At 36.2% G+C, this 23,132-nt stretch carries 24 protein-coding genes, 1 pseudogene and 1 riboswitch; of the genes and pseudogenes, 13 read left to right on the top strand and 12 right to left on the bottom strand.

From position 1 onward, the window contains the following. Window positions 1-57 precede the first annotated feature (57 nt). The 5 genes from A2J09_RS08885 to A2J09_RS08865 all read left to right on the top strand — a co-directional run bounded on the left by A2J09_RS08885 (window position 58) and on the right by A2J09_RS08865 (window position 4,740). The gene (locus A2J09_RS08885; RefSeq protein WP_012294802.1) at window positions 58-951 is read left to right on the top strand and encodes a LysR family transcriptional regulator; all 894 of its coding nucleotides are present in this window, start codon (window positions 58-60) and stop codon (window positions 949-951) included. Window positions 952-1,107: 156 nt separating this feature from the next. Continuing rightward, window positions 1,108-2,343: an acyl-CoA dehydrogenase family protein gene (locus tag A2J09_RS08880; RefSeq protein ID WP_012294801.1), complete on the top strand. Its 1,236-nt coding sequence runs from the start codon at window positions 1,108-1,110 to the stop codon at window positions 2,341-2,343. Next, the gene (locus tag A2J09_RS08875; protein WP_012294800.1) at window positions 2,340-3,116 is read left to right on the top strand and encodes an SDR family oxidoreductase; all 777 of its coding nucleotides are present in this window, start codon (window positions 2,340-2,342) and stop codon (window positions 3,114-3,116) included. The genes A2J09_RS08880 and A2J09_RS08875 overlap by 4 nt, the downstream gene beginning before the upstream one ends. Before the next feature lie 12 nt (window positions 3,117-3,128). After that, the gene (locus A2J09_RS08870) at window positions 3,129-4,172 is read left to right on the top strand and encodes a phosphotransferase family protein (protein ID WP_012294799.1); all 1,044 of its coding nucleotides are present in this window, start codon (window positions 3,129-3,131) and stop codon (window positions 4,170-4,172) included. Between the two features lie 358 nt (window positions 4,173-4,530). Next, window positions 4,531-4,740, top strand: a complete 210-nt coding sequence (locus tag A2J09_RS08865) for a DUF3955 domain-containing protein (protein WP_375142639.1) — start codon at window positions 4,531-4,533, stop codon at window positions 4,738-4,740. 38 nt (window positions 4,741-4,778) lie between these two features. On the opposite strand, the gene A2J09_RS08860 is transcribed toward A2J09_RS08865, so the two are convergent. Then, entirely contained in the window at window positions 4,779-5,264 is a 486-nt protein-coding gene (locus A2J09_RS08860; RefSeq protein ID WP_012294797.1) for a tetratricopeptide repeat protein, read from the bottom strand. 42 nt (window positions 5,265-5,306) lie between these two features. Then, on the bottom strand, window positions 5,307-5,741 hold the full coding sequence (locus A2J09_RS08855; protein ID WP_036161921.1) for an SMI1/KNR4 family protein: 435 nt from the start codon (window positions 5,739-5,741) through the stop codon (window positions 5,307-5,309). 191 nt (window positions 5,742-5,932) lie between these two features. Between A2J09_RS08855 and A2J09_RS08850 the strand changes: the two genes are divergently transcribed. Continuing rightward, window positions 5,933-6,778, top strand: coding sequence for an alpha/beta fold hydrolase (locus tag A2J09_RS08850; protein WP_012294795.1), 846 nt, complete (start codon window positions 5,933-5,935; stop codon window positions 6,776-6,778). 264 nt (window positions 6,779-7,042) lie between these two features. On the opposite strand, the gene A2J09_RS08845 is transcribed toward A2J09_RS08850, so the two are convergent. From A2J09_RS08845 to A2J09_RS08835, 3 genes are all read right to left on the bottom strand, one after another. Next, window positions 7,043-7,480 carry a hypothetical protein gene (locus A2J09_RS08845; protein WP_012294794.1) on the bottom strand — a complete coding sequence of 146 codons (438 nt, stop codon included), beginning with the start codon at window positions 7,478-7,480 and terminating at the stop codon, window positions 7,043-7,045. 142 nt (window positions 7,481-7,622) lie between these two features. Beyond that, the gene (locus tag A2J09_RS08840; protein WP_012294793.1) at window positions 7,623-8,204 is read right to left on the bottom strand and encodes a GNAT family N-acetyltransferase; all 582 of its coding nucleotides are present in this window, start codon (window positions 8,202-8,204) and stop codon (window positions 7,623-7,625) included. A gap of 16 nt (window positions 8,205-8,220) precedes the next feature. Beyond that, entirely contained in the window at window positions 8,221-9,087 is an 867-nt protein-coding gene (locus A2J09_RS08835) for an effector binding domain-containing protein (RefSeq protein WP_036161919.1), read from the bottom strand. Between the two features lie 307 nt (window positions 9,088-9,394). Between A2J09_RS08835 and A2J09_RS08830 the strand changes: the two genes are divergently transcribed. Both A2J09_RS08830 and A2J09_RS08825 read left to right on the top strand, forming a co-directional pair. Then, window positions 9,395-9,757, top strand: coding sequence for a BlaI/MecI/CopY family transcriptional regulator (locus A2J09_RS08830; RefSeq protein WP_012294791.1), 363 nt, complete (start codon window positions 9,395-9,397; stop codon window positions 9,755-9,757). Beyond that, window positions 9,754-11,205, top strand: a complete 1,452-nt coding sequence (locus tag A2J09_RS08825; RefSeq protein WP_012294790.1) for a M56 family metallopeptidase — start codon at window positions 9,754-9,756, stop codon at window positions 11,203-11,205. Before A2J09_RS08830 ends, A2J09_RS08825 begins: the two co-directional genes overlap by 4 nt. Window positions 11,206-11,497: 292 nt before the next feature. Here A2J09_RS08825 and A2J09_RS08820 read toward each other — a convergent pair whose 3' ends face one another. Continuing rightward, the gene (locus A2J09_RS08820) at window positions 11,498-12,691 is read right to left on the bottom strand and encodes a Ger(x)C family spore germination protein (protein WP_231112960.1); all 1,194 of its coding nucleotides are present in this window, start codon (window positions 12,689-12,691) and stop codon (window positions 11,498-11,500) included. A gap of 164 nt (window positions 12,692-12,855) precedes the next feature. On the opposite strand from A2J09_RS08820, the gene A2J09_RS08815 reads away from it, so the two are divergent. Continuing rightward, window positions 12,856-13,233, top strand: coding sequence for a VOC family protein (locus tag A2J09_RS08815; protein WP_012294788.1), 378 nt, complete (start codon window positions 12,856-12,858; stop codon window positions 13,231-13,233). A 164-nt stretch (window positions 13,234-13,397) separates the two neighbouring features. Here the strand turns inward: A2J09_RS08815 and A2J09_RS24190 are convergent. Then, a pseudogene (locus A2J09_RS24190) lies at window positions 13,398-13,753 on the bottom strand (SAM-dependent methyltransferase); the annotation flags it as partial. Between the two features lie 1,583 nt (window positions 13,754-15,336). On the opposite strand from A2J09_RS24190, the gene A2J09_RS08805 reads away from it, so the two are divergent. Beyond that, the gene (locus A2J09_RS08805) at window positions 15,337-15,570 is read left to right on the top strand and encodes a DUF3953 domain-containing protein (protein WP_036161915.1); all 234 of its coding nucleotides are present in this window, start codon (window positions 15,337-15,339) and stop codon (window positions 15,568-15,570) included. Between the two features lie 125 nt (window positions 15,571-15,695). Further along, window positions 15,696-15,799, top strand: a riboswitch (SAM riboswitch). A gap of 103 nt (window positions 15,800-15,902) precedes the next feature. Further along, window positions 15,903-17,183, top strand: a complete 1,281-nt coding sequence (locus tag A2J09_RS08800; RefSeq protein ID WP_031417879.1) for a Na+/H+ antiporter NhaC family protein — start codon at window positions 15,903-15,905, stop codon at window positions 17,181-17,183. A gap of 215 nt (window positions 17,184-17,398) precedes the next feature. Here the strand turns inward: A2J09_RS08800 and A2J09_RS08795 are convergent, their stop codons facing one another. From A2J09_RS08795 to A2J09_RS08780, 4 genes are all read right to left on the bottom strand, one after another. Beyond that, window positions 17,399-18,817 carry a VanZ family protein gene (locus tag A2J09_RS08795; RefSeq protein WP_012294785.1) on the bottom strand — a complete coding sequence of 473 codons (1,419 nt, stop codon included), beginning with the start codon at window positions 18,815-18,817 and terminating at the stop codon, window positions 17,399-17,401. Between the two features lie 210 nt (window positions 18,818-19,027). Beyond that, window positions 19,028-19,699 carry a DUF554 domain-containing protein gene (locus A2J09_RS08790; protein WP_012294784.1) on the bottom strand — a complete coding sequence of 224 codons (672 nt, stop codon included), beginning with the start codon at window positions 19,697-19,699 and terminating at the stop codon, window positions 19,028-19,030. 62 nt (window positions 19,700-19,761) lie between these two features. Then, entirely contained in the window at window positions 19,762-20,580 is an 819-nt protein-coding gene (locus tag A2J09_RS08785) for a MerR family transcriptional regulator (protein WP_036161912.1), read from the bottom strand. A 303-nt stretch (window positions 20,581-20,883) separates the two neighbouring features. Next, window positions 20,884-21,321: a MarR family winged helix-turn-helix transcriptional regulator gene (locus A2J09_RS08780; protein ID WP_036161909.1), complete on the bottom strand. Its 438-nt coding sequence runs from the start codon at window positions 21,319-21,321 to the stop codon at window positions 20,884-20,886. A gap of 150 nt (window positions 21,322-21,471) precedes the next feature. Between A2J09_RS08780 and A2J09_RS08775 the strand changes: the two genes are divergently transcribed. After that, a complete protein-coding gene (locus A2J09_RS08775) occupies window positions 21,472-21,876 on the top strand; it encodes an Ohr family peroxiredoxin (protein WP_031417875.1) in 405 nt (134 codons plus the stop codon). Window positions 21,877-21,901: 25 nt separating this feature from the next. Next, entirely contained in the window at window positions 21,902-22,528 is a 627-nt protein-coding gene (locus A2J09_RS08770; protein WP_012294781.1) for a nitroreductase family protein, read from the top strand. A 67-nt stretch (window positions 22,529-22,595) separates the two neighbouring features. Here the strand turns inward: A2J09_RS08770 and A2J09_RS08765 are convergent, their stop codons facing one another. Next, entirely contained in the window at window positions 22,596-23,096 is a 501-nt protein-coding gene (locus tag A2J09_RS08765; RefSeq protein ID WP_036161906.1) for an Rrf2 family transcriptional regulator, read from the bottom strand. Window positions 23,097-23,132: the final 36 nt, after the last annotated feature.

Here is a 23,132-nt window from a genome sequence, read left to right as displayed (position 1 = left end):
ATATATAATTAATATCAATCTATAGCTTTAAACTATAAATGAGGGAGGATCACCGTATTGGATATTAAACAACTACAATATTTTATCGCTGTTTCAGAGCATATGAATTTCTCGAAAGCCGCAGAAAGACTGCATATTTCGCAGCCTTCCTTAAGCAATGCCATCAAAAAATTAGAACATGAGATTGGCTCCCCCTTATTAGACAGAAATACTAGAAATCTGCAGTTGACGGAAGCTGGTGAGGTGCTATTTGAACGTGCAAAAGTTATTGTGAAAAATATGGAAGTGCTAAAAAAAGAAATGGATGAAGTCGTTGTACATGGCACGAGTGAAATTACGATTGGTGTGATGGAATCAATCAAGCATTGGCTTCCTAAAGTAATTGCCAACTATAAAAAAGACTATCCGCAAATGATGATCCATTTAGTGGATATTTTAGGCAGTAAGCGTGTGAAAAAATCCTTGAAAAGCTATAAAACGCATTTAATTATTACCAATCAGCTGATGGATGATCCTGAGCTTGAAGTTAAGACCTTATATGAGGAGCGTTTAGTAGCTGTTTTACCCCTACATCATCCATTAGCGAAGAAAGAGACTTTATCGATTTCAGATATTAGTGCAGAGCCTTTTATTATAAGTACAGAAGGATTTCAAACAAGACGTGATATTTTGAATACTTTTGAACAAGCAGGGAAGAGCATTGATATTCAATTTGAAATTGAACGCTTTGAAACGGCTGTATCTCTTGTCAGAGAAAATTTAGGGATAACCATCTTACCAGAAAACTATTTACAAGGCCCGACAGCTAAAACCATTGTTAAAAAGGAAATTGAAGGAGCGAATCTATGTCGGAATGTTTATTTGGTGTACTTAAAAAATCGCCATTTACCATTTGCTATCCGTCAATTACTGAAAGATGTACTGCAATTTTTTGAAACGAAAACAATGTAAACTAATCCAATTGCTATATACATGAAATTTTCCTTTTAATTAGAAAATTCATGAAATGGAATTGATTTACTAGAAAAATAGCGGTAACATTTAATGTAAGAATAAAATGAACAATCATTCATTTTTTCGGAGTTCAAGCAAAGGGGGTTTCTTCCAATGAATTTTTCCTATAGTGAAAAAGTTGTGAAGTTACAGGACAAGCTGACGAATTTTATGGAGCAATACATCTATCCGAATGAGGCCGTTTATGCTGCACAAATCGAGGCGATGGAGGATCGTTGGGGAGCGATTCCACCCATTATGGATGAGCTAAAGCAGAAAGCGCAGGAGGCTGGTTTATGGAATTTATTTTTACCAGATAGTGAATATGGAGCGGGTTTAACCAATCTAGAATACGCTCCATTATGTGAAATTATGGGACGTTCACTATTGGCGCCAGAAGTGTTTAATTGTAATGCACCAGATACAGGTAATATGGAGGTACTAGTTCGCTATGGTTCCACACAACAAAAAAAGCAGTGGCTTGAACCGTTATTACATGGGGAAATCCGATCCTGCTTTGCGATGACTGAACCTGCAGTTGCATCGAGTGATGCCACGAATATTGAGGCAAGTATTGAACGAGATGGTGATGAATATATTTTAAATGGTCATAAATGGTGGACAACAGGTGCTGGTGACCCACGCTGTAAAGTAGCTATTTTTATGGGTAAACATAAAGATTCAACAGCCCCTATTCATGAGCAACAATCTATGATTCTAGTACCAATGGATACGCCAGGAGTAAAAGTGGAGCGCATGTTAACGGCTTTTGGCTATGATCATGCACCAGAGGGACATGGAGAGGTTACCTTTACGAATGTACGCGTACCCATAGACCATATTTTATGGGGAGAGGGAAAAGGCTTTGCCATTGCTCAAGGTCGCTTAGGCCCAGGAAGAATTCATCATTGCATGCGTCTTATTGGCGCAGCGGAACGGGCATTAGAGGAAATGTGTGTTCGTGTACAGGAGCGTCATGCATTTCACAGACCTCTAGCAGATCAAGGAGTGATGCGTGAACGAATTGCTGAGTCCCGTATTGATATTGAGCAAGCAAGACTTTTGACTTTAAAGGCTGCTTATATGATGGACACGGTGGGCAATAAAGAGGCAAAAGCAGAAATTGCCATGATTAAGGTTGTTGCACCGAATATGGCATTGAGAGTTATAGACAGAGCGATTCAAGCATTTGGAGCTGCTGGTGTAGGGCCTGATACAACACTTGCTGCACAGTGGGCAAACTCTCGAACATTACGATTAGCAGATGGACCAGATGAAGTACATCGTAATACAGTTGCCAAACTAGAGTTAAAAAAGCATGCGAATAAACATAAGGAGCTGGTGAAATGACTGTATTGGAATTATTTAGCTTACAGGGGAAAACAGCCATTGTGACAGGAGGGGGACGAGGACTCGGTGCGCAAATTGCCCAAGGCTTTGCAGAGGCTGGAGCCAATGTTGTCTTATGCTCGCGAAAAGTGGAAGCCTGTGAGGAGGTTGCGACAGCTCTTGAAAAGTTAGGGGTTCAAACATTAGCGTTAGCCTGTGATGTGACAAAACCAGAGGATATTGCAAATGTTGTGGCGCAAACGATGACTACGTTCGGTAAAATTGATATTTTAGTCAATAACAGTGGTGCCTCATGGGGAACTCCTGCTATCGATATGCCTTATGAAGCCTGGCAAAAAGTATTTGATGTCAATGTGAATGGAACATTTCTAATGAGCCAAGCAGTAGGCAAAAGGATGGTAGAGCAGAAAACCGGGAAAATTATTAATATTGCTTCCATCGCAGGGCTTGGTGGTACTCTACCTGCGTTTATGGATACCGTTGCCTATAATGCAAGCAAAGGTGCTGTTATAACATTAACGAAGGATTTAGCTGTCAAATGGGGACCTTATGGTGTACATGTCAATGCCATTGCACCGGGTTTTTTTCCAACCAAAATGTCCAATGTATTAATTGAACGAGGTCAAGATTATTTGATGGGTGCTACACCTTTAAAAAGACTTGGCTCCGAAAATGATTTAAAGGGTGTGGCGTTATTTCTAGCATCAGCGGCATCAGATTATGTGACAGGGGACGTCGTTGTTGTTGATGGGGGCATGAGTGCCATTATTTAAGGGAGGGATAAGATGGATACAATGCAAGTAAGGTCAAGTGAACGACTAGATGCAGTCAAATTGCACGCTTTTTTAGAAAGCCATTTTTCTGAACTACCACAGGGTCAATTGGAAATTTCACAATTTAGTGCTGGTCATTCCAATTTAACATATTGCTTGAAAATAGCTGATTTTGAAGTGGTTCTTCGTAGACCGCCACTTGGTCCGGTTGCTAAGAAGGCCCACGATATGCAGCGGGAATTTACAATTTTATCGGCATTGCATCCATTTTTACCTGCGGTTCCAAAACCTTATGTTTATATTGAGGACCGAGACATCATTGGTAGCGATTTTTTTTTAATGGAGCGCAAAAAAGGTATCGTCCTCGACACCTATTTTCCAAAAGGAATAAAACCGACTGAGGAACTAGCCCGTCAGCTGTCTGAAAAGATGGTTGACTCATTAGTAGCACTTCATGCAATTCCATATGAAGACACGCCGCTAAAAGATATGGTGAAGCCTGACGGATTTATGGAACGACAGGTACATGGTTGGATCGAGCGCTATGAAAAAGCTAAAACAGCAGAGTATGCTGAAGTAAAAGCTTTGACAGACTGGTTAAAAAAACATATTCCTCTTAATAAGGAGGCAACCATTATTCATTATGACTATAAATTGAATAATGCTATGTTCTCTGAGGACTATTCCGACATGATTGGTTTATTTGATTGGGAAATGACCACAGTAGGGGATCCACTAGCTGATGTAGGTGTCGCGATGAGTTATTGGATGCAAGCGGATGATCCAAAAATGCTATTACATGCACTAGGCGACCCACCCGTTACGGTTTTGCCAGGATTTTATTCTCGTCAGCAATTTATGGAACGTTATGCTGAAAAAAGTGGGAGAGATATTTCAGACATTCAGTATTATTGTACATTCGCTTATTTCAAATTAGCCGTCATTTGTCAGCAAATCTATTATCGCTATGCCAAAGGGCAAACACAGGATGATCGCTTCGCTCAAATGGATAAAATGGTCGCTGCCTTAATACAACAAGCTTCGGCTTCTATTTAATCGTTGGAAAAACAGTTACTTTTTTTATTGGAGTAGCTGTTTTTTTAAAAACCTTGTAACAGATTATCCGACACTATAATATTGTTAGTAAGTATCACTCGCACAAAAATTACTCAACTAACAAAACGTACACACGTAAAAATAATTTAAGAGAGGTGGAATGTATGTTCTTATTTTATCATATATTCTATCTTTTTGCGAAAGAATGAGTAGGGAATAAAAACAATAACAATTTATTGTTTTTCGATAAAAAAATATTGACTTAAGATGTGATAATAAGTATTATAACTATAGCAAATCAAAAAATATGTTTGATAACAATCACATACAATAATTAAATTATTTGGAGGAAGACATGATGAAGAAATATTTTTTAGCTACCATTCCTGTGATGGTAGGTGTTTTATGCTTATTGATAAAAGGAATTATTGGCGATGAGGTACTGGCAAACGGAGTAATTGTGGAGAAGAACTTCTTTTTAATCCCGTTGAGCTATTTATTTTTCTTTAGTGGCATACTAACACTGATCTTTTTTTCAACATTAAAAACACAAAATGTCGCAAAATAACGCTAAAAACAGGCTTTTCATAGAAGCCTGTTTTTTTGTTAAGACCATGTTTGATCGAGCTTGTTGCTGTAATAATGAATAGCTTTTTTGTAATCTATAATACCTTGATGGTTGGTTGTGATGACTAAAGTATTTAATAATGTTTCCATAGATTTTGCATGTTCACCAAGATTATAAAGTGTCATAGCATAAAAAACCTTGACATGCTCTGCTTCAGGAAATTCGTGGATCGCTTGTTCCAATGTCCGTTTTGCTTGTTCGTACAGCCCCAATGTCCGATACGTGCTACCTAAACCTAGATAGGCATCCAATAGAATATCCGGTTCTAATCCTAATTGAATGGCTTTTTCATAGTGGGGAACAGCTTCTTTTTCTTGTCCTAAAGAATCGTAGGTCCAGGCACATTGAAATTGGTAATAAGCATTTTCAGGTTTTTCATTGACCAACTTCACCATTAATTGGTTGGCTTCCTTCAGCTGGCCATTCTCTCTCAATGTTAGTACTTGCTCTAATTGTTTATCCATTATTAATCCCCTTGTTTGTAATGTATTGCATTAAATAGGTTATCATTCAAAAAAATTTTCTTCGATCAGCTGCTCGAAAGAATCGGCTAATAATAGGATTGTACCATGATCACAAAAGAAAAACTTTCCAGATGAGTCCATAAAAATGGGATTCCCTCCTCCATCCATTGAAATGACATAGCTAGTGTCCAGGCTATTTGGAGAAAGGACATCACTGAATTGTTGACGAAATGCCAGCGTTAAATCGATGACTGTTTCATTTCCTATACTGGAACCATTAGAAAAAGCATGAATTGCTAATCCTGCATAAGCTCCCCCAAACATTTTAATGAACTGCACGTAATCCTTATGGAATTGTACACTGAGCATCTGTTGAGCACAGATAATTTCCTCTTCACTAGCTGGTTCGCCTAATAATGTGTGGTGTTCCATATTGAGTAGAAATACCTTCAAACGTTCTAATAGACTTTCTTTCATTTCCTCCCACCCTTTAGTAGATGCTTCCTTCATTATATAATCAATAATTTGCTAGAAACCAGTAGTAATGGTATTGTTTGTGTGAAAGAAAAATACATGAGGTGAATAGAATGCTGGAGCGTTCGATGGAAAAGACACGGGAATGCAAAGAGGAAAGGGAGTGATAGATTAATAAGAAAAGAGGAAAAAAAATGAAAAGTGAACAAAAGATTATTTGTGATGGATTTGAATTACATTATTATATAAAAGGGCAGGGTGAGCCTATTTTAGTCGTAGGGAGCAGTGTATATTATCCACGACTGTTCTCAGAAAACCTTTCCCAGCATTTTCAGCTTATTTTTTTAGATCATCGTGGATTTGTGAAGCCTCCTCGTCGTTTAAAACAAGAAGATTATACCTTGGAGAAAATAGTCGACGATATTGAACAAGCCCGACAATTGTTAAAGTTAGAGCATTTCATTATTTTAGGGCACTCAGGTCATGCATTTATGGCGATGGCGTATGCCAACACATACCCTCAACATGTTCGGAAGGTGATTCTATTAAATACAGCTACAACGAATAGCCAAGAAAGACAACAGCAAAGTCTGTCCTATTTTGAAGCCACTGCCAGTATTGCGCGAAAAAAACAATTTGAACGGGAGATTGCTTTCTTAGCGCAAGATCTAAAGAAGGAACCGGAACGACGTTTTGTTCATATGTGTATTCGTATGGGTGCACATAGTTTCTATGATTATTCGTACAATGCTACTGCCATGTGGGAAGGCGTTTATACGAATATGGAAGTGATCGATTATCTTTGGGGAAAAGCCTTTGCTGAGCAGGATCTTTTACACCTAACTCGATCATTTAGCAAACCCGTTTTTGTCGGACTAGGGATGTATGATTTTTTAGTTGCCCCTGTTTCACTATGGGACGCGATAGATGATACTTCTCAAGTAAAGAAAGTTATATTTGAAAAAAGTGGTCATAACCCTATGTTTGAAGAGCCCGAGTTTTTTGATAAACAGCTCATTAATTGGATAAACGAAGGGTAATTTTTTAAAACTTAGAGCAGTGGGTAACATTTATATGTTATCATACTGCTCTTTCTTATGTAGAAAGAGGAAGCCATTAACGATGAAAATCTTTCAAAAATCTTGTTTGATTTTTCGTCGCCTATTCCCTCTGGTTAGGTAGGTGATTTTGACTATTCGTTGTAGACGTACTCTCGCCCGGGATGACTATCGAATACAAGTAGGGAAAACTCATGACGAATCATCAGACAAAAAGGCTGCTTCCAAAAGGGAAGAGCCCATGCATTAGCTACCTGTATTAGTTTTGCTTAGGGCATTCACTTGCTGGCAGTCAATAATTACCGGTTTAGCGGTGTCATCGATTTGAAGGAAATACGCACAGCAGCTATGTGGATCGAGATAGAGAAAGTAAATACCACAAAAACAATGGCCATCAGAAAGATAGATATCTACTAATGTCCCTGGGTCGAAACGTTCTAATTGACTACAAACACAGCCTTCACAATGTTTTTTATCTTTGCTTCTTATGTGGTTTTCCAACTGTTTTTTTCTGTCTTGAGAACTATTATAATACTTGATGCGATAAGAATCATCTTCAGCCATATCATCTATGCCGTAATAGTGACCTGTGCAATAGTTCTTCGATTCACAATAGCATTTAGAAAATTTATGATAATTATCTAAATCTCTATCCAATCTTGTTAAATATCGATTTTCATCCATTCTTGAAACGCTCCTTTATGGTTTGAATGTTAATTCCTGCGCCAATCTTCTATTTCTAATCTATGTAAAAGAGCTATCTTGAGCTGGTAATATGTCCATCTAACAGTCATTTAAAAGAAAAAACTAGACTCCTAAATAGAGTCTAGTTTTTTGAATGACTTACATAATCTTCTTTCAGTAGTCCATATATTTCTAGATCAACAACGCCTTTGCCAGACCATAATGTTGCTTGTCGTAATAAACCTTCATTGATAAAGCCATTCTTTAGTAGTACTTTTTTCGAAGGTTCATTTAATGGCATGACTTCAGCTTGAATTCGATTTACCTGAACCTCCTCTATAAGATAATTCACGACCATTTCAACTGCCTTCGTAGCAATGCCTTTTCCCCAAAAATCTTCTGCTAAGTAATATCCAATTGTCACCATATTTACTTTCTGATTAAAGTCCATAGCTTCAATAATACCCACTAATTTATTACTATGGGACGCTTCAAAAATACCCCATTTTATTCTACTTTTCTTCTTAAAGTCTCTTTCGAAATGCCCAATCATTTTTTGAACGGTTTGAAGGTTGTGTTTTGGAATAATACCACAAAACTCGAAAACCTTATTATTATCATAGATGGCAAACAAATCTTCCACATGAGACGCTTCTATTTTCTTTAATGTTAGACTAGTCGTATGTAGCAAAGGGAATTGAGTAAAAACCTTTTCAATCATCATTTTTTTGGCTCCTTTCTTAGCCTTTAATTGGAATGTAAATTTTCATTTTCAGATTATATGGATAGATAGATTGCATGACATCTGTTATTTCAAAATCAGGACCCATATCTCTATCATAATTGGAATTCGGCAACCATACCCCGTAAATGTAACGTCTTGTATTCTGAATACCTTCTGCACTACTATTCAAGATAAATTCTGCATATTGACCAGCGGGTAATTCTAAATGGGTAAATCCTTGCTGAACATGCTCCTCAAATGCTTGGACTTCCTCACCAACAATAAAGGAAAACTGACCATCCTCGTGAAAGCTTGTAGAGATTCCATATGCCACATTAGGGGCCACTTTTTGTGCAATACAGTCATAATATTGTTGACGACCAAAATCATGATAAAAGCCTGGGATTTCTTCATAATACCTCTCATCTTGTAAGGATGTTGGATAGACATAGCCGGTGATTAACTTTTTTCCTAAATGTACGATTGTAGGTTTTTGCATTGGAAGTTCACCATCTATTTTATAATCTAAAAAGTTTATTTTATTTTGCAATGGAATAGAATAGGTATTCTTTCTGTACTTAGTCGGTGTTATCCCAAAGTACTGAACAAATGCTCGTGTAAATGCTTCTTGAGAACCGTATTCAAAGCTAATCGCTATTTCGAGTATAGATTGGGAGGTTGTTATTAATAGAACGGCCGCTTCTGAAAGCCTTCTATTGCGAATATATTGCTGTACAGAAAATCCAGTTATCGCCTGAAACAGTCGCTGAAAATGGAAGGCTGAAAAATACGATTGCGAAGAAATATTTGTGATCGACATTTTTTCTTGTAGGTTATCCTCTATATATTCTATAGCGTTTTGAATTCTTTCAAAATAATCCATACGATCATCCTTTCTCATTCTCATCGTACTATTTAAAGGGAAATATTTCTTGATAATTTGTGCTAATTTTTACATTATAGTGGACCTATGTTTCTTTAGGAGTTATTTTGCACATCTTTAATGGGTGTGCCACTGTCAATTAAAGCCTTCATCATTACAATGAGTTTCGTTACATGGTATAAAAATTCCGTATTATAAAAAGGAGTAAAGTTAAACTCTTCAGTTTATAGACAATATGGGTTTATTACGATAAACTAATCAACGAGAGGTTTATCTCAATAAACTTAACAGGAGGGTGGTGGTCAGAATGGAGCCGTATAAATTGTTCGATGCCGAATATAAATTTACATGCCTGATTTGGGATAACGAACCTATTAATTCTACTGATCTTGTAAAGCTAAGCCAAGCAGTACTTGGCTGGAAGAAATCAACGACTTATACTGTTTTAAGAAAGTTATGTAAACGGGGAGTCCTTAAAAATGAGGAAGCAACGGTCACATCCATTGTTAAAAAAGAGGACGCACAGAAATACGAAAGTCAGATGGTTGTTGAAAAGTCCTTCAATGGATCCTTACCGCAGTTTCTAACTGCTTTTCTAGGTGGAAAGGGCATTTCTAATGAGGAAGCCGAAGAGTTGAAACGGATTATTGAGGAGGCAGCTAAATCATGAACCTGTTTCTAGTAATCCTTAATATGAGCATTACCGCAAGCTTTGTTGCACTTGCGGTTATCTTGGTGAGATTTCTTTTGACAAGAGCTCCTAAAATATTTTCTTATATTCTATGGGGAGCCGTAGCCATCCGACTGATCACCCCTGTTAGTTTTACCTCAAGTTTAAGTGTATTAGGTCTTGTAGATTTCCAAAAGAAAACTGGCACAGGTTTCATGGAATTTGTACCCCAAGAAATCGGGATGCAAAAAAATCCAGTTGTGGATATTGGAATTAAGGAGATAAGCTATTTTATAAACTCATCCTATCCAGTGGCTACCCCGATGGCAAGCGCAAACCCCATGCAAATCATCGTGTGGATTGGAAGTTTAATTTGGATTACAGGTATAGTCATTCTTTTGCTTTTTAGCATTCTGTCGTATTTGAAAATATTAGTTAAGGTCCGAACGGCAACACTTGTCAAGGATAATATATATGAGACAGATCAGATTGACACACCCTTTGTTTGCGGTTTCCTGAAACCGAAAATATATATCCCAATCGGCATGAGTGATCATGAGCTGTCTTACATTTTACTACACGAGAAGATTCATATTATGAGACGTGATTATCTGATAAAACCTTTTGCATTTATGCTCCTCATCATTCATTGGTTTAATCCGCTAATGTGGTTATCTTATGCTCTTATGAGTAAAGATATGGAGATGTCCTGCGATGAAAGTGTTGTTAACAAAATGGGGCATCAGATTAAAGGAAGCTATTCAACCTCATTGCTTACACTTTCTGTTAGTAAAAAGGGGGGACTAACCGGTAGTCCAATTGCTTTTGGAGAGAGCGATGTGAAGGCAAGAATTCAAAACATTCTTACTTACCGCCAACCTTCTAAAAGGATGATTGCAGCTTATATACTCGTTATTGCAACTTTAGTTGTAGGATGTACAGCCAATCCCAAGCCTTTGCAGCAGGGACCCTTGCAGTCATTATATTCTGGATATAATTTAGAAAAGCTAATGGAGAACAAAACTCTTTATGTAGGTAACGCTAGTAAGGTAGGCGGTCTTCTCAGTGGAATGCCCGAACCGACAGGTCTTGAATGGAACGGGATGGCACTTCAAACAACAGCTCAGCCTTATGAGGTAACTGTCAATTATATAATGAATGATTCTGTTCCCGGGATAGATAAGGGGGAAATAAATAATGAAATTTATTATCGTAATTCCATTCTCCTCTTAAGTATAATTGATAACGTCGATAGTATAACCTATTCGATTGTTGACAGCCCACACCAAAACGATGGAATGGTTAATACCTTTACGTTTACAAGAGAACAGGCGGACAAACTATTGGGAGAGGATGTCAGGCATTATGCCACTGATGAAACAGGTCTCCGACAATTGATTGATCGTTTAGAAAGCCTTTCATTTAGCGAAACCAATAACACCCCTTAAATGTTTTTCATCCTAACTTGGCCTTGCGGGGATACTTTAATGGATCACACATAGCGAAAATGTTTTTCCTTTAATAGACGCTATTTTGAAGTAACTATAAAAGTTCAATTTCTCAATTTAAATAATGAGAAATTGGACTTTTTATATTTTATTTATAGTGCAAAATAACGCCCAAAGTGATTACACATTTCATCAGCAGCCTGATGAAAATTCTTCATTCATTACATTTGAAGCTATACGCTAATTAGTAATGACCAGCACTCTCAAGGAGAGGCTGGTCATTTTTTATTCTCTAGCCTACTTTTAGCTTTCTAGCTGTACCAATGCCTTTTGTTTTCACCTTTACCTCAATATGCACGGGGAGATTGGGGTAAAGCGTGGCCCAATCTTTTTTAATACGTTTCCATGCCTGATGGTCTTCGCGATGTAGTACCTCACTAAACTTTAAAATATCAACCTGATAGGTTTTTTGAATAGTGTGAAATGTTTGTTCTAAATTCGCTTGAACTAACTTGCTTGTTTCTTTATTAAGAGTATCAATAGTTTCTGGCTTTGTTAGATCCAATGGACAACTTATTTCCGCTATATTTTGTTCAAGTTCAACCTGTACATGGATGGAGGGTTTATCATTTTTAAAGCTGCCAGTAACTTTTGTAGAAGAATTGAAAACTTCCGCTGATATTTTCCCCTTTTCCGAACAAGGGACTTTTTGAACGGTACCTTTTATATGGTTGTGTAAGAAATTATAGCCTCTGCTCTCTTCCTCTGATAAGAAGCCTATAAGCTTATAGTTTTTAAAAACAGCAAGTCCACCGTATTGTAAATTAGCAGGACTATCCATTTTTTCGATGTTGGAGCTACTCTTTCCTGCATCTGCATCTCCATGTATTTGAATGGAGGGCAGAACAGCACTATGATCAATACTCCCTAAAGAATTGATTAAATCGTCTAAAATCACTGATTCAGTTGTTCCCAATGCATCTTCAGAGTCCTTTAAGGATTTTAACAATTTACTGGCAGGAATATCTTCTAACGGTGTTAATATACTTAAAATATCTTGCGCTGTTGATTCATGGGCAACAATAATATTAAAATCACTTCTTCCCTCAGGGTCCCTTTGAAATAAATCTAAAATACTATTCATACCATATTCAGCCATTTCTTCACCAATAATAATAACTTGAGTATGTGCATAATAGGGTTTCCTTGGCGTCTGCGTTGTTAATTTCCGAATAGCTTCGAATAAGGTTTTCCCTTTTGCGTGATAGGTAACAACAGGGACTTGAAAGCTTGTTGAATTCTTCGTCGCTATTTGACTTGGGTTAACGATTTGAATGGATAGCTCTATAAATTCGTCTGTTTTATCGACCCCAACAGCAGTGACAATAGCTAATTCATTTAACTCTCGCTTATTCCAACATCCAGTTAACAACAAAACGGTTAGAAGTAGGAGAAAGAATGACACCGTGTGTTTAATGATTGGCACCTCCTCTAGGAAAAGGGCTAAGACATTTCCGATACTAATTAGGATAAGCAAATAATAGGGAAAATAAACAAGAAGAGGAGTACGGGGGAAATTTTTTTAGAGGACAAAAGCGTCTATTAATAGAAAAAAGTATATACATCATTTTAAATAGGAGGAAAAAAGGGATGCGATCATTATTAAATGGAGTAGAGGCCATTTTTATCCCGATAAAGGACCCTCAATTATCAGTTAAATGGTATGAGGAAAAGCTTGGGTTTAAGCTTTTAAATATTGAAGAAGACGCAGCGGTCATGAAAATAGGGGAACAATCTGTTACGGTCGTATGCTTAGTCAAAACGGAGAATCATCAACCATTACATTTTCCAGATAATCATTTTGGGGTAGGGAAATACTTCAATTTCCTATCTTCAACTATTGAAGATACCTACCAATCACTAGTAGAGCAACAAGTGAAAGTAAATCCTATCGGAGGAGAAGGACAAATAAAATTTTTCACCTTCTATGATCTAGATGGAAATCCTTTAGGGGTTTGCCAATCATAAGCGGGTCACTGTTTATAACAGTGACCCTAGTAACAAATCTAGGAGGTGTAAGGCTAATTAGCTTTACACTACTATCATATACATAAATATTATATCGAAATAGTTAATTGCCTGGGAAATAGATAGAAAATTAAGAATTGTTTTAAAAATGATTTGATTATACTTTACTTTTTAACAATGTGAAGATAATGGATTGTTTCAAAAGCGGATAGATAATCAGTTTGATGTTGAAAATAAAGCTGTTGAATTGCAGATAGAGATAGATGAGTAGCCCTGATTGATCTAGCGTCTTCTTCATTTCCTCATAGCATGAGTTCATTGGTTCACCACCAGCTGCCGCCATCTTCACCATATTCTCTACTCTGTTAGAGATACCTTTTTTCATAAATAACGATTCATCACCATAGTCCAAGACAAGTGAACTGCCTACTAGAACTAGGGCAAAAAGATGGTCTATTAAGCTAGCCAGTTGTTCTTTCGTTAAGTAATAGGAGACACCTAAGTGACTAAAAAATGTTTTTTATACTGAAAGCCTTGTTTCAAAAGAGTCACTTTTCTCGTAATTGTGAGTCTTAATTGGCACCCACTTCATTCTGCAAAGTCGTCGGATGAAGTTGATTCATGTAAAAGAAAAGATTCTCAGCAAGGAGCAATCCCGAGGAAGTGGAAATGCACCGTAGACTTCTGGTGAATGATATATGTGCTACAACTGCATATGGGAAATTTCATACCTCTTTTTACAGCAACCATCTCCATTCAAAGACACTGAAAAAGGCAGCTATACAATGTCAAAAGGGAGGTATAACTTTCCGTTATTACTAGGTGGGGCAGCGGGATTTTGCTATTCAAGTAAAAGCTTAAAATATTTTTAAATTTTATGTAACTTATCGCAACGTCAACCGTCTACCTTACTAGTAGAATACAAAAACTAAAGCAAGCTAGTAACATTCACTTTTCACAAAAAGGCCAGGATTCACTTATTCCGTGATTTCCTGGTCTTTTTGTGCAGACAATCCTATTTTATACGAAAAAATAGGACAAATAGTGAAACTTTTTAGCTGTTTTTTCGTATTCATAATTGAATCTAAAGCTAAGCAATATTATTAGTAAGATTCACTTTCACTTAAAAGGCTAGAACTTACATAATGATGTAGGCATCTAGTCTTTTTTGTTGGCTTTCTACTTTTATGAAAATCATGAACTTTAGAAAATTACATAGCAATGAGTAAATCCTATGCTCGAAAAAACAAGAATTCCCCCAAAAATTAGATTGGAAAATATTTTAACTTGTTCAACGCCTTAACTTAGCGTAGTATTAATACGAATCAAAACTAAGTAAATTAGTAAGATTCACTTTCACAATAAAACCAGGCGCTCTTCTATGAGGAGCATCTGGTTTTTTGTTTTTATCTGAGATTTCAAGAACATTAATTTATGAGGCAAGCTAGCCTTATCTTACAAACGTAGCCATACTTCCAACAAGTTATTTTTTGTTAATCGAATGTCATTAGTTGTGAAAAAGAGGCGAGAGCTGAAATTCCCATGGCCCGTTTTGCCATAAAGGGATAGATTTTTTGAGCGAACCGAATTTTACAAATGATTGTTTAAATGGGTATTGTTGGATTTTTTAAAATTATAAATCAATTTTTAAATGGTAATAGTTGTCACTATAGAGGTTAGACAAAGGATGCATCAATCGAAAAAATTAATCGGTCTTTTAGTCATTGTATATGTTTGTACATTGTTAGTTTTACCCTCTACAGATGGATTCGTTTCGGAATAATTGATGGAGGTTCTATTATAATTAGCTTTATTTCCTTATTCTTCTTCGGGTAACCATAGCGATATTAAAGAAGATAAAGATGAACTGGATAAGCATATTGAAGCACACAATGCTAAAATTGGATAGTATGTTTTAATGATTTTAGCTTGTCTAATTTTTTTTGCTTCAGAGGGTGTCTCCAATTTAAATGACATGAAAAATTATCCTTTGTTCTTAGTCGTTGGGTTTACATTGGTCATATCACCTATCATAGAATTTATTTATTCAAAAAAAGTTAGATAACTGACAGTATTTGTTTAAGCAAAAAGGGAGGAATCGTTTTGTTAAAAACAGTACAAATTATTTTATCAACGATAGGCATCACGCTTTCCGTTTATGGACTTATTACATATGAATACCGCCTAAATTTCTTAATGATTCTTTTCCTAGGTTTATTTATGTTAACATTAGGAATTAAAGAGTTTGGGAGAGAGAGAAAATTATATGGTTGTTTTCTAGTTGGCGTATTTATATTTTCGGTGTATGTGTCTATACAAAGCTTCATATTAATCTAAAAAGTTGAATTCTGGACCTTAAAGATAGTGCCAAGAAAATTTTTCTAATTAAAAACATGTTGCAATTATGGATGTTTTATTTTAGTATTTTAATATTGTGTCAAAAATATAATATAATATTTTTCTTCTTATCAAGAGAGATGGAGGGACTGGCCCGATGAAATCTCGGCAGCGGAACTATTAAGTTACTGTGCCAAATCCAGCAAGCAATGTCCTTGATAGATAAGAGGAGCGTTTTAACTATAAGGCCTCTTCTTGTTATTTCAAGATGAGGCCTTTTTATGGTGAACAAACAAAAATAGGGCTGATTTTTAATTTTTGGGAGGTAGACAATGAAGAGAGAGAATCCATGGGCGCTAATCCCATTTGTTGTTTTTATAATTTTATTTATTGGTTCAGGGGTTATGACGGGTGATTTTTATGCCTTCCCTGTTATTGTAGCTATTAGCATTTCGGGAGCTGTGGCTCTAGCGATGAATCGAAAAGAATCATTTTCACGGAAGGTTGATATTTTTTGCCAAGGTGCTGGAAATTTAAATGTCATGCTGATGGTTATTATTTTTCTATTAGCAGGGGCATTTTCAGAGGTAGCCAAGGGGATGGGGGCCGTAGATTCCACTGTTAACTTTGCATTATCAATTATTCCGCAAAACTTGCTTGTTGTAGGTTTATTCATCATTGCCTGTTTTATCTCTCTATCCATGGGTACGTCAGTGGGGACAATTGTTGCACTGGCGCCCATAGGAGTTGGGATAAGCGATCAGACTGAGCTATCTATTGCTTTAGTGATAGCAGCGGTTATAGGCGGTTCAATGTTTGGTGATAATTTATCTTTTATTTCAGATACTACTATTACTGCCGTTCGTTCACAAGGAGCGCAAATGAAGGACAAATTTAAGGTCAATTTTTGGATTGTATTGCCGGCAGCTATGGTTACGAGCATTATTTTAGGGTTTATGACATCCGGTGGAACAGCTCAAGTAGAGCATTTAAGCTATAATTGGGTAAAAATTGTTCCCTATGTTTTAGTGATTATTTTAGCGTTATCGGGAATGAATGTTTTCCTCGTTCTTGCATTAGGGATTGTCCTCGCCGGTGCAGTTGGCTTAGCAGATGGCAGCTATCACCTAATGAGCCTTATACAAAAAATTGGCGAAGGAATGGAAGGTATGTTTGAAATCGCCTTTCTAGCTATATTAATAGCTGGAATGGTGGAGGTTATTAAATTTAATGGAGGAATTGACTTTTTGCTCCGCCTTGTAACACGCAGGATTAAATCGCAGAAGGGCGCTGAATTAGGTATAGCTGGTCTTGTGGGCCTAACTAATTTATCTACGGCCAATAATACAATTGCTATTTTAATTGCTGGGCCGCTTGCCAAAAATATTGCTGATCAGTATGAGATTGAGCCGAAAAAATCCGCAAGTATTTTAGATATTTTCTCCTGTACGGTTCAAGGTCTTCTCCCATACGGAGCTCAATTCCTAGTAGCCGCAAGCGTTGCCAAAATATCGCCAGTGAGTATCTTACCATACTCGTTCTATCCTATTCTTATTGGTATTTGTGGTATGATAGCTATTCTCATTGGGTACCCGAAAGAAAAGAAGGCCTAAACTTTTCTTTCAGACTGTAGACAAAAGTCATCGAGAAGTTCACTCTCGATGACTTTTGTCATTTTTAATATTTGGGTAATATACTACCAAACCTAACATGCTCCACTCTTAGGAAGCAGTCTATTTTCTAGGGGATAATTCATTCAAATACGGAGCCCATTACAATGGAAAGCCCGGTTGTCCGTTAATTGGAGCCAAATGTTCGGAATGAGCTATTACTTTCTTGCCTGAATTAAAGTAAACCAATCGTTGCCGTTGAACTTTCCTGCAACATTGTATATGGGCTGATAGAAACCTTTTGTATCATACATATACGAAAGCTCAATTGAATCAATCTCTATATGGTCTCCTTTTTTTATAATAAGGTCTTCCTCCTGAACGAGCGCATTATACTTTATTTGAGGAAAATCGCCTTCCTTGATCCGTTCATATACCTCTGTAGGGGATAGTATGTTTACCTCCCGTATAAATTGATTTTCATGAAGGCTGTAGGTTAATGAATACACGTGACCATCCGGTTTAAGACCAAGACTAACATCCCCAGTCCAGTAATCTTTATGTACATCGGTGCGGTCTGGTAATGTCCATTCAAATTCACCATTCTCCTGTACAGCAAATTCTGCATCTTGAGGTAGTAAAGCAAGTTCATCCATCAATGATTTCGCCTTATCTTCTTGCCCTACAGCTGAAGTTTGCTCTGGGGTATAATTATTTTCGGTTAACCACCATTGGCCCTCGGAATCATTTGTAATCAATGTATAGGGGACCTCATTTTTATCTTCCAATAAAGTCTCGTCATTGTCCTGGTTATTAGATGTACTCACCTCTAATAATCCTAATTTCTGTTGTAACAGGTCTTTTACGTCATCATTTTTAACGTTTTTCTTAAAGACAGGAGCAACAATTGATGCTGCGCTTAATTCCAATGAAGTGGATACATGAACATCTGACATTTTTGATTTTGTATAAGCGTTTATTGCTAAATGACCAAACTCTTGTTGGGCGTAGACAATGCTCATAACGATAAAAATTAAGCCCATCAATAGGGGGATAGCAAGGTTTCCAATCAGACTTTTCACCTTGACCTTTTTGTGATTGGAAATAGAAACTGCAAGTTTGTATAATTGATAGCCAATAATACCCCCAAGTGAGTTATTGATTAAATCATCAAGCTCAAAAATCCCTGCTCCTGAAAGTGTTTGATATGTTTCAATAGAGGCTGTTGCCCCCACAACTACTAGAAGTAGCCACTTAAACTCTTTACATTTAGCCATAAGTAAAGGCAAGAACATTCCTAATGGCACAAACATTAATATATTAAATAGACAATTTTGGAGATCACGTAAAGAGTATTTTTTCCACGCGTCTATATAACCGCTGAATGGTTGTAGGTTCATCTGCATGTAATGTGAAGTGCCACGACCAATAACTGTTAGCTCTAAAACAAACACAATATATCCGATAAACATTGCGCCAAGAAGAAGCTTCTTTACAGGGATTTGTTTATGGCGATCTGTTCGTCGCCTTTGATAATAAAAGTAATAAAGTGCAATTAGTAAAAACTCAAAGCCAATAATTAGGATGACTGGCAACATCAAAATTTTAATATTGCTCATGATTTCTGCAATTCCCAAGGTGTGATACTCCTTTATCAAATAATAATTTTCAAATGCTACATCTCAGGTGAGAGAATTCTTAGTAATGTCGACTTTTATAGTGTAAATGGAAATTATTAATAATTAGAGAGAATATTTATGAAGATTTCTTAAGAAAAGCGGAAAAGCCCAAGCACGCAATTGTTTTGTGCCTGAGCAAATTAGACATATGGTTTTTTTGATGGCTTTTTAATGTATAAACAAAAACACAATAATAGGGATTATTAATGATGGCAAAAGATTTAAGGTATTGCATTTTTTTATACCTAAAATACTTAAACCAGACGCTAATATCAATATACCTCCTATAATCGTCAATTCATTTAGAAGATCAGTATTGATGGAATTCTCCATTAAACTAGCTATTAAGTAAATGGAGCCTTGCCATAGAAATAATACAATACCTGAAATAGCTATCCCAATACCGAATGTAGTGGCCAAAACAATCGAAGTAATTCCATCCAATATACCGTTCGTAAGCAGATAGGTATAATCTTTCTTTAATGCAGCCTCTATTGGACCTAATATAGATAATGATCCAATACAAAATAATAAGATCGCTGTCGATAATCCTTCAGCTAAATTCCCCTTAGAGTATTTATTCACTAACGTATTAAATTTTGATTCTAAATTAAGTTTTTGACCTAATAATCCGCCTATAGCTAGACTGACAATAAAAAGTACCGGATATTTACTGGCAGGTAAATGTTGAACTAGTGCATTTATACCTAATCCCATCGCTGCTAATCCCATGGCCTGCATGAGGATTTGATGGTATTCATCCTTTATCCCGTTTTTAAAAATACTTCCAACGATGCTTCCGACTATAATCATCATTGTATTAAATATCGTTCCTAACATTTTTCATTCTCCTTTAAAAATTGTTCTTACGTAAAAAAATAAACCCTCCTGTAAGGGGAGGGTCAACATTTTATTGGTATTTGTATTTCTGTCAAGTAATCTTCTTTACTTCCTGAAATGTAATGGTCAATTATTGTTCTTTCAATAGAATCTCCGATTACTTGGAAACCGTGATCTTTAATAAAATTCAGTAAGGATTTATAATGTACAGGAGAATGACTATGATTGCCATTAAAATAAATACAGGCATATTTTCCTGCGGGTAGCGTGGTCAATAAAGGACTTTGCCGATCCTCTTCCTCGACTACAATAAATATAGAGTTGTATTCATGAAACTGGTTATCCAATAGATGGCAACTACTTACGGTTAGGCCAACGCCTCCAATAAATATAGAAGAATTCATATTGGACAAATTCTCTAACTGTCTCAGAGAAACTTCCAATTGTGGTTCAGAACTGATTTTTTCCATTAATCGTACGATTCTTCTCTCTTGTTTTTCCATGATGAAAGGGACTCCCAATGCCTTTATCTCTCGTGCTAATTTAATATCCTTAATTCGATCTTGGAACCTTCGTTTAATTCGTTCTAGTTCGTGGATTTTTTCCTCGGTTAATCGTTTCTGTTCCTCTAAGAGATGCAAAAAGTCGTCGATATCTCTGTGATCCAAATGTCCTTTAATTTCCTTTAATGAAAAACCTAATTCCTTTAAATAATGTATAGTATTTAATTGCTCAAATTGTTCTGTTGAATAGTATCTATAACCGTTGTTTTTATCTGTGTACATAGGCTTTAATAAATCAATTTCATCATAATATCTAAGGGTTTTTATGGTGGTTTTATGTAGCTTTGCCATTTCTCCAATTGAAAATCTATTCTTCATTTAAAACTTCCTTTAAAAAACGTCCTATTATCATTATAGTACTTGATTTTGTCCATGAACCCAATAAAATTTAGTATTTCACCAGAGCATCCATATGCTGGTGAGTTTGTTTGGACCAAATGCTAGGATATGAACTGCGCGATCAAGGGAGGGGAGATAAGTGAGTGAATGTGTTTAACAAACTGCCCATTGAAAAGAACCGTAGTTGGAAGAAAGGAATGTCCAATGACGGTTCTATCTGTTGACTGTATAAAATTATTACCACTAGCATGAATCAAAATTTTTAGGTGATACGATCTTTGCTTAATTTTTATCTTTCAAGGCCCAATCATTGTGTATGATGTCTTGTAGAACATTTTTCAATTGAATAAATTGCTGTTCTGAAATATTAGATTGTTTCATGACCTGACGTGATACCTCAGGTAGCTTTCGACGAACCTTATTACCTTCCTCTGTTAAATAGATTTGCATTTGTCGTTCATCATCTTTGGAACGTTCACGACAAATGTATCCCTTTGCTTCTAATTTTTTTAGTAAAGGTGTTAATGTACCTGAATCTAAAAATAAACGCTGTCCTAATTCTTTCACTGTTATTTGTTCGTTTTCCTCCAAAGCTAAAATGGTAATATAACCCGTATATGTTAAATCATATGGCTTTAATAATGATGTATAGTGTCGAATGATTTCCTTTGATGTGGCATACAAAAGAAAGCATAGTTGATTATCTAAATGATTAGGCATAAAAATCCCCTCTTTATGTTCTTCTATTAACATTTATATTAAAAATAAAATTCCTACTTGTCAAACGCAATTAAATTGTGTACAATTCAATTTGTAAAAATTGAATTGTTTACAATTTAAAATATGGGATATAGAAAAGGAGTTTTGATGATGAAAGAATTATACTCAACGACTATGATTAATGAGGGTGGCCGTAGTGGCACATCCTATGCAGAGGATCAATCCCTATCTTTAAAAATTGCACCACCAGGCTCAAAATTGGATAATGTGACAAACCCAGAGCAATTATTTGCTGCCGGGTATAGTGCCTGCTTTAATAGTGCGTTAGATTTGATTAAACGCCAAAAAAAGCTTAAACATGCATCAACGATTCAAGTTACCGTTAAATTAATGGAGCAAGCTACTTTTGATTATGTACTTGCTGTGGACATCGAAGGTCATATTGAAGGGGTAGAGTTGGAAGAGGCACAGCAATTATTAGAGCTAACACATACTGTATGTCCTTATTCAAAAGCGACAATGGGCAATATCAATGTAACAATTAAAGCAGTTTAAATTTTTTGAAAAAGAGGGAAATCATATGTTATCAACTACAACAGTAAAACAAGTTATGCAGGCACGTAAATCTGTTCGTAAATACAATGCGAATACTAAAATATCTCGTGAAACAATCATGCAGCTACTACAAGACGCTACTTCAGCTCCTTCTTCAAGCAATATGCAACCATGGCGATTTATTGTTATTGATGATAAGGAAATACAAAAAAATATTAATTTCTTTTCATTCAATCAAGAGCAAATCGAAACTGCCTCTTCTATTATTGCTGTCATTGGCGATATTGAGATGTATGTAAATGCTGAGGAAATCTATGCAAAAAATGTGGAGTTAGGTTATATGCCAGAAGAGATTGCCAAAAAACTGGCACAGGACGCATTCACAATGTATAGTTCAGCTTCGCCTAAAACATTAGAAAATATCGTCCACTTTGACGCTGGCTTAGTGTCCATGCAAATTATGCTATTGGCGAAAGAAATGGGTTATGATACAGTTCCAATGGGCGGATTTGATAAAGCTAAATTTGCGGAATACATGGAATTACCTGCAAATGAAGTACCTATTTTATTATTAGCAATTGGTGAAGCGGCGGCACCTGCTTATGGTTCTTCACGACTTCCAATTGAACGTCTTGTAAGATTTAATCGATAATGAATAATAAAACAAAGCACAGTCACTAAGAGGCTGTGCTTTGTTTCGGTATTTGTACTTTTGGGAGTTACCTATTTTTCTTGTGGAAGAATTCCTTTGCCATTACTATGCGTTCACTAGGCAAGGTGCGATTAAGCTCTTCTTCTAACCATGCAATTGTTTTCCCTCGTAAATAGTTCCGCATCTGTTCTTCAGCTTCTAACATTACTATATTAATGGTGCAATCAGATGTGGCTGACGGACAGGAATCACAATTTCCAGTTTTGTTTGCAAAATTCGCTTTAATGTTCTTACATTGAAATATGGGACTTTCACCCTCTACAGCCTTTACAACATCCCAAAAAGAAATATCTTCAGGCCTCTTACTAAGCCTATATCCTCCTTTAACACCAGATACTGAACTGACAATACCTGCTTTAGATAGCTTACCTAATACTTTTGATAAATATGTTTCGGATAGTCCTTGAAATTCGGATAGATCCTTGATTCCGATACTTTCCTCTGGTGGCACATCTATTAAATAGACAAGACTGTGTAATGCATACTCTACCATGACGCTATATTTCATTCATATCACCTACTTCTAATCCCTTTAGAAAAACTT

The organism is Lysinibacillus sphaericus (assembly GCF_001629735.1).
GTDB lineage: Bacteria > Bacillota > Bacilli > Bacillales_A > Planococcaceae > Lysinibacillus > Lysinibacillus pinottii.
Note: the sequence above shows the minus strand (reverse complement) of the source record. Positions and strands in the feature narration are given on the sequence as shown.